Origin of the sequence: Lactococcus sp. dk101, assembly GCF_009601055.1 — a bacterium.
Taxonomy (GTDB): domain Bacteria; phylum Bacillota; class Bacilli; order Lactobacillales; family Streptococcaceae; genus Lactococcus.
This window is the reverse complement of record NZ_WITI01000011.1, coordinates 56,358-68,266: the sequence shown is the minus strand read 5'-3', so window position 1 is coordinate 68,266 and position 11,909 is coordinate 56,358. Positions and strand designations below refer to the sequence as shown.

The following is an 11,909-nucleotide window of genomic DNA, read 5'->3' as shown; positions in this document are numbered from 1 at the left end:
GCAAAATAATTTAGTGCCCATAGCGTTGGAGATACACCTGTTCCCATGTCGAACACAGCAGTTAAGTCCTTCCGCGCCGGAAGTAGTTGGGGGTCGCCCCCTGCGAGATAGGGTCGGTGCTAAGTGAAGTAGAGAGAAACCTGGTTTCTCTCTTTTTTTATTAAATTTTGGGGATTGGATATTTGTTTAAATAAGGTATAATTAGTGTTATGGAAAATAAAAACAAACTTTTGTTAATTGACGGATCGTCAGTTGCTTTTAGAGCATTTTTTGCTTTGTACAATCAGATTGATCGGTTTAAGGCACCAAATGGTTTACATACGAATGCAATTTATGGTTTTCATCTGATGTTGACTAATCTTTTGGATAGAATTCAGCCGACTCATGTTTTGATTGCGTTTGACGCTGGAAAAACAACGTTTAGAACAAAAATGTTCCCAGAGTATAAGGGGGGACGTTCAAAAACACCGGATGAATTTCGTGAGCAAATTCCTTTTATGAAGGAGATGATTGAAAAATTAGGAATTGCGCATTATCAACTGGTTGATTATGAGGCAGACGACATTATTGGAACTTTGGATAAGATGGCGGAAGCACCAGATGTTTCTTTCGATGTGACGATTGTCACTGGTGACAAGGATATGATTCAGCTTGTCGATAGCAATACTACGGTCGAAATTTCTAAAAAAGGGGTGGCCGAATTTGAGGCGTGGACACCTGATTATTTGATGGATAAGATGCAGCTTACTCCTTCTCAATTTATTGATCTGAAAGCCTTGATGGGTGATAGTTCAGATAATTATCCGGGTGTCACTAAAGTTGGCGAGAAGACGGCGCTGAATTTGCTCCACGAATGGGGCTCACTTGAGCAAGTTTATGAAAATGTGGATTCGTTCAAGAAATCAAAAATGAAAGAAAATTTGATTGCGGATAAGGAAATGGCATTTTTGTCACAGACTTTGGCTACAATCAATACTGAATCGCCAATCGAAGTTAGTCTTGAGGATACCATTTACAATGGGCCTAAGGTTGAAGAACTCTCGAAATTTTATGATGAAATGGGCTTCACTCAGTTTAAAGCCAAATTGAACGAAGCGTCTGGCGAAAGTTCTGAGGAAGCTCAGACAGTGCTAGAAAAGATTGATTATGAAGTGGTTGTCAGCGCTGATGACTTGAATGTTTCTGCTGAAGATTTCTATTATCTTGAAATTTTGGGTGAAAATTATCATAAGGAAAAAATCATTGGCTTTGCTTGGGGAAATGCGGAAAAGGTTTACGTATCAAAAGACTTGTCAGTACTGACAGCTTTGCCTTTGCCAAAAAACACTTATGATTATAAGAAAAATCGGGTTCTGCTCAATCGTTTGAATGTCACAGCTGAACTTGCGAATTATGACGCCATGCTGGCAAAATATCTGATTTCAACGACTGAAGATAATAAGATTTCAACGATTTCTCGCTTATTTGACAATGGAAGTTTGCGAACTGATGAGGAAATTTTCGGAAAAGGTGCCAAATTGGCTGTTCCTGCTGATGACGAATTATTCGCGACCTTGGCACATAAAATTCACACATTGGCAGTGACTAAAGATAAGATGCTTGATGCTTTATCTGAAAATGAACAGTTGTCATTGCTGACAGAAATGGAATTGCCACTCGCAGAAGTGCTTGCCAAGATGGAAATTCAAGGAATTCTTGCCAATCGTGAGACATTAGAAGTAATTGGTGTCGAAAACGAAGCACGCTTGTCAGCGCTGACGGCTGAGATTTATGAATTGGCTGGCGAAGAGTTTAATATCAATTCGCCAAAACAACTTGGTACGATATTGTTCGAAAAACTGAACTTACCACATGGCAAAAAGACTAAAACAGGATATTCAACTGCGGTTGACGTGCTTGAAAATTTGGCCGCAACAGCGCCAGTAGTGGCTAAAATATTAGAGTACCGTCAAGTTTCGAAGGTTCAATCGACTTATGTTAAAGGTTTGATTCCACAGATTGCAGAAGATGGAAAAATTCACACACGTTATGTTCAGGATTTAACACAGACCGGTCGTCTGTCATCTGTTGAACCGAATCTCCAGAACATTCCTGTTCGACTGGAAGAAGGACGTAAAATTCGTAAAGCCTTTGTTCCAAGTAATGATTCAATCTTATTGAGTTCTGACTATTCACAAGTGGAATTACGTGTTCTTGCGCATGTGGCACAGGATCCAAATTTGATTGCTGCTTTTAAAGCTGATGCTGACATTCACACAAGTACAGCCATGCGTGTTTTTAACATTGAAAAGGCTGAAGATGTGACCGCAAATGATCGCCGTTCAGCAAAGGCAGTTAACTTCGGGATTTCTTATGGGGAAACCGAATACGGCTTGGCACGTCGCTTGGGCATTCCAAATAAGGAAGCTGGAACGATTATTAAAACGTATTTTGACCGCTATCCAGAAGTTGCTAATTACATTGAAAATACGAAACGCGAAGCAAAAGATAAGGGTTATGTCAGTACCATGTTCAATCGACGTCGGAAGTTGCCAGATATCAATTCACGGAACTTTAATGTACGAAATGGAGCAGAACGTCAGGCAATCAATGCCCCTATTCAGGGCTCTGCAGGTGATATTTTGAAGATTGCGATGATCAATTTAGACAAAGCTTTGATGGATCAAAATCTTGAAACTAAAATCTTGTTGCAAGTTCACGATGAAATCATTCTTGATGTTCCTAATCAGGAACTTGAACAGGTTAAAGCCTTGGTCAAAACAACCATGGAAAATGCTGTAAGCTTGTCTGTTCCTCTAAAAGTAGATGAAAATACAGGTCATACTTGGTATGAAGCAAAATAAAAAAATCTGTCAGAGCTGACAGATTTTTTTAACGTTTATTGAACTTATTCATGGCCCAAACAACAAGGACAATCAAGCCAATTAAGAGCCAGAAATATGGATTGAGTAGAAGTAAGATGCCACTAATGACGATTTTAATTGCAAAAAGAATAAGTAAAATCGGAAGAATGAAGCGCCAGAAAATGCTGAAGGCAATGACGCCAAAATGAACGAGTAAGAGTGACAAAATCAATAAAAATAAGATGAACATACCTGAAATCATGAATTCTCCTTTTTAATAGTTACGTTTCTGTGAAGAAACTGTTCGTACCAGCCAGAAAATAAAGGCTGCGCCAAGTAAAAGTCCTAAAAAGTTAAAATTAAAGAGCAATGAAAAACTTGCAAAAATTAACTTGAAGAGGAAAAGAGCAATAAGAATTGGAAGGACAAATTTGAAAAATCCTTTAAAGAATGCGATTGTTAATAAGAAAATGAAAAATAGAAATAGCATAATGTAACCCCCGATATAGTAGTAAGATAATTTCTTTGTTTATAAGTTCATTATAACAAGAAAAAGTAGCGGATTTGTCAGTCTTTCGTCTGATTTTTGATTACATGGATTGAGGCAAAGGTTTTATTGGAAAATAAAACTACGAAAACTAATGATTACGTAAATTTGTTTTTGTTTTTCCTATTCTTTTTAATACCTAAATTAACTTTAAAGTTGTATAATAAGGGGGATAGAATACAAAGGAGGCTTTTAATGAGTTACGAATTTGAAAATCCGAGTCAAGCACAACTGTTCAAATATTTAGAAGATGCCAAAACAATTGCTGTTGTTGGGATTTCTAATAAAACAGATCGTTCGTCTTACTTGATTGCTGAAGGTTTGCAAAAGAATGGTTATCAAGTTGCATTGGTCAATCCCTTGTTGGCAGGTCAAACTGTTCTTGGAGAAAAAGTTTATGAAAAACTTCAAGATATTCCCTTTCATATTGACATTGTCGATGTTTTCCGTCGGAGCGAATTTTTAGCAGATGTTGCGAAAGACTTTCTGGAGACAGATGCCAGCATCTTTTGGGCTCAATTAGGGCTTCAAAGTGAGGAAGCTGAAAATCTTTTGCGTCAAGCTGGTCGCAATGACATTGTCATGAACCGTTGTATAAAAATAGAATATGCCTATTCTGGACTTAAAAATAAAAATTGAAAAGCCCACTCAGTAAAAACTCTCGTGAAAACGAGAGTTTCGTTGTATTATAAGAAAGAAAACGTTAACAAAATCAAAAGGAGATGAAATTAATCATGGCTGTGTACCGCATTAAAAATGAAGGTTTCTTGTAGCGCCAAACTGGCATTAGAAGAATATTTTTATTAGAAGGAAAAACACATGCAAAAACAAAAAATTTGGACAGGTACTTTTACCATCAATATGATATTGAACTTTATGTTTTATCTGGTTTTTTATCTTTTGACTGTTATCATTGGTACAGTTGCCATGTCTCAATATCACGCCGCATCGGGAATTGCGGGAATTTTATCAGGGATTTTCATTGTCGGAGGTTTTATCGGGCGTTTATGGACAGGAAATAATATCACGCGATTTGGTATCAAAAAAATCATGGTTTTCAGTACGATTTTTTATCTACTGCTTACTTTACTTTATTTTGCTACACCAAATATTGAGTTACTACTCATCATTCGTTTTCTTCATGGCTTAGGCTTTGGTGTCGCAGCTACGGCGTCAGGAACCTTGGCTGGATTGATTGCACCATTATCACGTCGAGGCGAAGCCATCGGTTATTATGCACTTTCAGTTACTTTAGCTTCAGCGGTTGGCCCGTTTTTATCAATCTTTTTGTATCATGCATTTAATTTTAATGTTTTACTGATTGTGGCTTCACTTGTTCTATTTTTCTCATTGGTGGGAACTTTATTTTTGCGTGTGCCACAAAATTTAATTGCAGTAAGTTCAGAAAAGAAGAAATTCAGCTGGTCAAATTATTTCGAGAAAACTGCTTTACCTATTGCCTTTGTTGGCTTTCTTGTCGGTATGTCTTATTCAAGCATTTTAACTTTTTTGGCCAATTTAGTGCACAAATCGGGTTGGTTACAGCCGGAAGTTTGTTTTATATTGTTTATGCGATTTTCATCGTTGGCTCACGACCAATCACAGGGAGAATGTTCGATGTCAAAGGCGATAATTTCATGATGTATCCAACCTTTGTGATTTTTGCATTGGCTTTATGGTTGACCGGAGCTTCAAATTCAACGTTCATGTTGCTTCTTGCTGGTGCACTTATTGGGTTGAGCTATGGCTCATTTTCACCTTTTTCACAAACCATTGCTATTCGTCATGCCAGTCCTGAACGCATTGGGATTGCGACGTCAACCTTCTTTGGTTTGTTTGACATGGGTGTTGGTATGGGACCGTTTGTCTTAGGATTTATCGTACCTTATACTGGCTATCGGAATTTATATTATCTTGCTGGACTTTTTGTCATTGTAATCATCGTGATTTATTATTTTGTACATGGCAGACATGCTGCAAAAATCGGAGATACTTATATTGGAAAATAAAAAACTCGGGAATTCCGAGTTTTTTTAGTGATTGATAAGTTCGTCATAGTATGCCGCATGTGCCATATTGATATATGGAATGGTCCAAAAGTTGATGAGACCAACGGTAAAGATTTGTAAAACATACCACCAGAAGAAGCTAATCTGAAAAATGAAATAGTCATTACGCCAGCCCTTCATTTTTTGTGAAGATTCTTGAAGAACGCCTAATGCACCGTGATAGGTATTTTTCTCTAACTGATCATAGAGGACGAATGTGGCTTGAGACCAACCTAAAGCTAAGTAGATTGCCAAAATCCAACCGATAATAGGAATGCAAGCAAGAATAATCCAACTGATCAGCCGTGCAAGTTTGACTGCTAAAATCTTAGTAGCCGTTCCGTCGCTGAATGGTGCGAAAATATTACTAAATTTTGGATTTTTGCGTTCTTTGCGATAGATTTTGATGTAATTAAAAAGTGCAGAAGCATTGATGATGAACATGAAAATTGTCAAAATCAAAGACAAGAGACCACCAAAAAGTCCAAAAAGTGAAGCCAGAAAAACATGGTCTGCTTCATAAAAACGATACGATGAGGAACTTGTCTCGAAAATCGTGAACAGAATTGGAATGATAAACAACATCATCTTGGCTGGGAAATTTTCTCTCAAGGCAAGTTTTGCATTTTCCTTTAAAATAGATCGATTCATAAATTCCTCCTAAAAATATTTACTTAATCTATAATATTATATCAGAATAAATGTAAAACAAATGATATATAGTTTTCATATTGATAATACAAGTGGCTTTCATTGACCGGAGGGGAGGGCAATGGCAATAAAGCTAGATTTTTGATATACTTATAAGTGCTAGATTTTACCTTGTCATTGCTGACAAAAGCAATATTATTAAAATTTGAGGAAATACGAATGACAGAACACGCGATAAAATATCGTTTAATTAAAAAAGAAAAACACACAGGAGCCCGTCTCGGTGAAATTATCACACCGCATGGAACTTTTCCAACACCTATGTTTATGCCTGTTGGAACTCAAGCGACTGTAAAAACACAATCACCAGAGGAATTAAAAGAAATTGGTTCAGGGATTATCCTCTCGAACACTTACCATTTGTGGAACCGTCCAGGCGATGAATTGATTGCTGAAGCGGGTGGCTTGCATAAATTCATGAACTGGGACCAACCTATTTTGACGGATAGTGGTGGTTTTCAGGTTTATTCTTTGGTTCAAAATAAGAAAAACATTACCGAAGAGGGTGTGACTTTCAAGAGTCATTTAGACGGACGCAAACTCTTTATGGCACCTGAGACGTCAATTGGCATTCAAAATAATTTGGGTTCAGATATCATGATGAGTTTTGATGAATGTCCACAATTTTATCAGCCTTATGATTATGTGAAAAATTCGATTGAACGTACAAGTCGTTGGGCTGAACGTGGAATGGAAGCTCACAAACGTTGGCACGACCAAGGATTATTTGGAATTGTACAAGGCGCTGGCTTTGAAGATTTACGGAAACAATCTGCGCGTGATTTGACCAGTATGGATTTTTCAGGTTATTCAATCGGTGGGCTCGCAGTAGGCGAAACACATAAAGAAATGAATGCTGTTTTGGACTTCACGACACCGCTGTTGCCTAAAGATAAACCACGTTATTTAATGGGCGTAGGTGCTCCAGATAGTTTGATTGATGGTGTTATTCGTGGTGTCGATATGTTTGACTGCGTTCTTCCAACGCGAATTGCCAGAAATGGAACTTTGATGACACATTTTGGACGTATTAACATTAAGAATGCCAAATTTGAACATGATTTTACAACGCTTGATCCCATGTGCGATTGTTATACATGTACGCATTACACAAGAGCATACTTGCGTCATTTGATTAAAGCGGATGAAACATTTGGTCTTCGACTTTGCTCATATCATAATCTTTATTTCCTTGTTAATTTGATGAAGGATGTTCGTCAAGCCATCATCAATGACAACTTGCTTGAATTCCGTGAAGATTTCTGTGAGCGTTACGGCTATAATTTGCCAAATGCAAAAGACTTTTAAGTAAAAAAGTTGCGTTTTGATATGCTAAAACTTGCAAAAAGCCTTTATATTTTGATATAATAGGTGGGTTGTGAGACAACGCTAGTCGTTGCCAACATGGCTCAATCAATAGCGTTTGAAGTGAGAACTTCAGATGGAGGAAAGGATAAGCGACGCCAGCCCTCGCAATGCTATATGATAGAGTTGCAACACAACATGTGTCGAGTTAGCTCAGTCGGTAGAGCTTGAAGTGAAAACTTCAAGGTTGGGGATAAAAAAAGCAACGCTTTTCTCCCTGGTGCTCTACCGACTGAGCTAACATCAACGTAATATGTGCCGAGTTAGCTCAGTCGGTAGAGCACTTCACTCGTAACGAAGGGGTCGCAGGTTCGATTCCTGTACTCGGCATATTCAATCAAGAAAAATCCAGTATTCTGGATTTTTTTGTTTTTTCTGACGATGCAAAAATTGATTGTCAGCTCTGACAGAAATTTAATGTATAATGGAAGAAAGTAAATTTGCAAAAGGGGAAATAAAATGGACTACGCTGATTTTATGAAGAGTAAACGGATTGCGGAACGTTGGGGGGAAGCTCAAGCGGCTTTTGAAAGTTCCGATAATAGCTCAGAAGTTGCATATTATCAAGAAATCTTGACTGATTTTTATGATTATATTCAATTTTTAGAAGCAAAGGCGTTTGAGACAGAGCAGGATTTTGAAAGTGAAAGTCCGCTTGTCAGTTTTCCGCAAGCAAAAAATCAAAAGGAAACTGTGTCTGATCTGATAGAAATTGCTCCAGTAGAAGCTTCAGCAAATGAAGCAGCAGTGATGACAAGTCCAAAGAAGCCAGCTTTAACCTTTGCTGATTTGATGAAAGACGAGCAAGAAGTGGTAACGGATGAAGAAGATCCCTGGTTTGGATTTATGGAATAACTAATTTTCGATTTTTCACATTTATATTATGAAAACCTTTACAAAAATGGTAGAATAGTGCTAGATAAATAGAGTAGAAGAAAAAGGAGACAACCATGCCTTTAAATATTTTAGACTATGACCCATATCTTGAGCCATTTAAAGATGACCTTTCTTTCAGACTTTTTGAATATGCTCGGACTAAAAAGAGGTTACTCGGAGTTGATGGTAGCTTAAAGGATTTTGCCAATGGCTATCAATATTTTGGCTTCCAGCAAGAAGAGAAGCATTGGACTTTTCGTGAATGGGCACCAGCAGCCAAGAAAGCCTATCTGGTTGGAGATTTTAACAACTGGGATAATAATTTTGAGTTGAAACCTTCTTATGGTGGCGTTTGGGAAATTGTGGTGCCAGGCCAACTGCCAGTAGGTTCCAAAGTAAAAGTCAAATTGATTTTGGAAAGTGGACAAACGGTGTATCGAGTACCAAGCTATGCCATGTATGCCATTCCCAACGAGCAAGCACAACTTGACGGTGTTATCGTCAATCCTCAATATACTTTCAAGCATAAAACGCCGAAAATGACTGAGGCACCGCTCATTTATGAAGCACATATCGGAATTTCGACAGAAGAATATCGAATTAACACTTACAAAGAATTCACGCGTGATGTGCTGCCACGCATTAAAAAAGAGGGCTATAATACCATTCAACTGATGGCTATTATGGAACATCCGCTCTATTCAAGTTTTGGTTATCAAGTATCCAACTTTTATGCGATTTCTAGTCGTTTTGGTCAGCCTGAAGATTTGATGGAATTGATTGACACAGCACATGGATTAGGTTTACACGTTTTATTAGATGTTGTACATTCTCATGCGGTCAAAAATGTAGGCGATGGCCTTAATTTATTTGATGGAACAACAAGTCAATATTTCCACGAAGGTGCGCGTGGCGAACATTCAGCATGGAATACGAAATTGTTTAATTATGGTAAAGATGAAGTCTTGCATTTCCTATTGTCCAACCTGAAGTTTTGGCTGGATGTCTATCATTTCGATGGCTTCCGCTTTGACGGCGTTACCTCAATGCTTTATCACGATCATGGACTGGGTACAGCATTTACAGATTATAGTAAATATTTCTCACTCAATACGGATGTTGAAGCAGTAACTTATTTGATGTTGGCCAATGAATTGATCCGTCAAGTTAATCCTGATGCTATTACTATTGCTGAGGATATGTCAGCAATGCCAGGAATGGCTTTGCCAATTTCTGCTGGCGGCATTGGTTTTGACTATCGTTTATCAATGGGTATTCCTGATTTTTGGATCAAGCAGCTCAAGGAAAAATCAGATGATCAATTGGATTTGATGAGTCTTTGGTGGGAATTGACGACGCGTCGCCCAGGTGAGAAAAATATTGGTTACGCGGAAAGTCATGACCAAGCGCTTGTAGGTGATAAGACAATCATGATGTGGCTTGCGGATGCTGAGATTTATTGGAAAATGGACACCGGAAGTCAATCTTTGACGATTGATCGCGCCATTGCTTTGCACAAATTGATCCGTCTGGTAACCTTTAGTTTGGCTGGCGAAGGCTATCTGAATTTCATGGGAAATGAATTTGGACACCCAGAATGGCTTGATTTTCCTCGGCAAGAAAATGGTGATGATTTCCAACATGCCCGCAGACAATGGTCTCTTGCTGACAACCAAGATTTACGCTTTAAATATCTGCTGGCATTTGACCAAGACATGATTGCCTTGGAACGTCATCATGAATTTCTGGCTCAGACAGAAAGTTTACAGCAAAAATGGGTGAAAAACTCTGATAAATTATTAGCTTATCAAAAAGGTGATTTACTCTTTGTATTCAATTTCCATCCAAGTTATGAGCAAGAGTTGTCATTGATGACAGATGAAAAACCTGAATTGATTTTTGATACAGATGATAATAAATATGGTGGCTTTGGTCCAAGAAGTAGTTTTGGCTGGTCAAAAGGCAAGCTGAGTCTTATTCTTGCACCACGCACAGCAATGGTCTTTAAAGTCAACAACCTGTAAACGAAGTTTACAGTAAACACGTTGTCAACCTCCTGCACTTTGTGTGGGAGGTTTTATTGTCAGCGTTGACAGGGTTACACCAGTGTCAACACAAATAAATAAGGGGCGTGAAAATATACTAGCCTAACTTTAAAATCGTTTAGATTTTATACTTCGTTGTCCTTAAACCATTTGTCCTTTATCTGTAATGAACTAAAGTTCAAACAACAAAGGCATTGGCTGTAAGCCGCTAAAGCAGCAATGCCAAATGGCTAGTTAGACTGCAAATGACTGCCCTTGGAGCGGTGAGCGAACAAGGAAAGCTGCGCTAGCAGCCTAACTAAAAAGTAAACTGTTTTTTAGTTAGTGCAGTAATAGTAAAATGGTCGCTTAATGAGCGTGCTATGCTATAATATGAACATGACAAAAATCGAATTACAGCCTGACGAACGGATTGATGAAATCGCTGATTCTGGCGTTCAAATTATACAAAGTAAAGAAGTGTTCAGTTTTAGTATTGATGCCATTTTACTGGCACGTTTTCCGCGATTGCCAAAAAAAGGCCAAATTGTTGATTTGTGTGCAGGAAATGGGGCCGTTGGTTTATTTGCAAGTAGTCGAACCAAAGCGTCAATCATTGAACTTGAATTGCAAGAACGGCTGGCAAAAATGGCTGAACGTTCCATCAGTTTGAATGGGCTTGATGAACAAATGTCTGTCATCAATGACAACCTTAATCAAGCCATGAATTATTTCTCAAATTCGAGTACGGATTTGATTTTTTGCAATCCGCCTTATTTTAAAGTTGGCGAAGACAGTCATCTCAACGAAAGTCAGCATTATACATTGGCGCGTCACGAGTTGGCTACGAATTTAGATGAGATTTTTGAAATCTCTAAAAAGTTGCTCAAATCAAATGGTCATTTGGCAATGGTACACCGTCCAGAACGTTTTTTTGAGATTGTCGATAAGATGCGTGCGAATAATTTACAGCCTAAATGGATTCAGTTTGTTTATCCTAAAGCAGATTTACCCGCCAATATTTTGCTGATTGATGCCATTAAAGATGGCAAACCAGGTGGCGAAATTTTCTTACCTCCTTTGATTGTTCATCATGAAGATGGCTCATATACGAAAGAAATTGAAGAAATTTATTATGGAAAAAATTAAAACAGCCCATAGGCTGTTTTTTTTGCGTATCTTCAACCTGTCAGTACTGACAGAAATAAAAAAACAGCCGAAGCTGTTGATTAGTAAATCATATCATAGATTTCAATGGCTACAAGGTCGATATCATCGAACAAGGCAGCATCTTTTTGCTTAGGGTAGCGAATAGAGAAAACGCCATTGCCTTCTTCGTCAGTTGCGAAGCTTACAGTTGCCATGATTTCGCCTTCGCGTTCAAAGTTATACGTTTCTTTTGGGTCACCACTTTCAACCAAACGGTTCAAGCGGTTCATAATCGCTAATAAATGTGATTTCATTTTCTATGTCCTTTCAAATAAGTCAGATTTCT

At 38.1% G+C, this 11,909-nt stretch carries 9 protein-coding genes, 1 tRNA gene, 1 rRNA gene and 1 pseudogene; 9 read left to right on the top strand and 3 right to left on the bottom strand.

All coding sequences use genetic code 11. From position 1 onward, the window contains the following. The first annotated feature begins 9 nt into the window (after positions 1-9). Positions 10-125 (top strand): 5S ribosomal RNA (gene rrf, locus GHI45_RS08625). Positions 126-209: 84 nt separating this feature from the next. Then, positions 210-2,843, top strand: a complete 2,634-nt coding sequence (gene polA, locus GHI45_RS08620; RefSeq protein WP_147780266.1) for a DNA polymerase I — start codon at positions 210-212, stop codon at positions 2,841-2,843. A 28-nt stretch (positions 2,844-2,871) separates the two neighbouring features. Here the strand turns inward: polA and GHI45_RS08615 are convergent, their stop codons facing one another. Further along, positions 2,872-3,105: a hypothetical protein gene (locus tag GHI45_RS08615; RefSeq protein ID WP_147780267.1), complete on the bottom strand. Its 234-nt coding sequence runs from the start codon at positions 3,103-3,105 to the stop codon at positions 2,872-2,874. 480 nt (positions 3,106-3,585) lie between these two features. Between GHI45_RS08615 and GHI45_RS08610 the strand changes: the two genes are divergently transcribed. Then, a complete protein-coding gene (locus tag GHI45_RS08610; protein ID WP_147780269.1) occupies positions 3,586-4,029 on the top strand; it encodes a CoA-binding protein in 444 nt (147 codons plus the stop codon). A gap of 180 nt (positions 4,030-4,209) precedes the next feature. After that, positions 4,210-5,399 (top strand): annotated as a pseudogene (locus GHI45_RS08605) (MFS transporter). Positions 5,400-5,423: 24 nt separating this feature from the next. Here GHI45_RS08605 and GHI45_RS08600 read toward each other — a convergent pair. Next, entirely contained in the window at positions 5,424-6,089 is a 666-nt protein-coding gene (locus GHI45_RS08600) for a DUF975 family protein (protein WP_147780270.1), read from the bottom strand. Positions 6,090-6,308: 219 nt separating this feature from the next. On the opposite strand from GHI45_RS08600, the gene tgt reads away from it, so the two are divergent. From tgt to GHI45_RS08575, 5 genes are all read left to right on the top strand, one after another. Beyond that, positions 6,309-7,457, top strand: a complete 1,149-nt coding sequence (gene tgt, locus GHI45_RS08595; RefSeq protein ID WP_147780271.1) for a tRNA guanosine(34) transglycosylase Tgt — start codon at positions 6,309-6,311, stop codon at positions 7,455-7,457. Between the two features lie 314 nt (positions 7,458-7,771). Then, positions 7,772-7,844 (top strand) — tRNA-Thr (locus GHI45_RS08590). 129 nt (positions 7,845-7,973) lie between these two features. Next, a complete protein-coding gene (locus GHI45_RS08585) occupies positions 7,974-8,369 on the top strand; it encodes a hypothetical protein (protein ID WP_147780272.1) in 396 nt (131 codons plus the stop codon). Between the two features lie 95 nt (positions 8,370-8,464). After that, entirely contained in the window at positions 8,465-10,414 is a 1,950-nt protein-coding gene (locus GHI45_RS08580; protein ID WP_147780273.1) for an alpha-amylase family glycosyl hydrolase, read from the top strand. A 399-nt stretch (positions 10,415-10,813) separates the two neighbouring features. Then, complete coding sequence (locus GHI45_RS08575) at positions 10,814-11,563, top strand: tRNA1(Val) (adenine(37)-N6)-methyltransferase (protein ID WP_147780274.1); 750 nt, start codon at positions 10,814-10,816, stop codon at positions 11,561-11,563. A gap of 80 nt (positions 11,564-11,643) precedes the next feature. Here GHI45_RS08575 and GHI45_RS08570 read toward each other — a convergent pair whose 3' ends face one another. Then, the gene (locus tag GHI45_RS08570; RefSeq protein WP_054639182.1) at positions 11,644-11,877 is read right to left on the bottom strand and encodes a DUF1797 family protein; all 234 of its coding nucleotides are present in this window, start codon (positions 11,875-11,877) and stop codon (positions 11,644-11,646) included. Positions 11,878-11,909 lie beyond the last annotated feature (32 nt).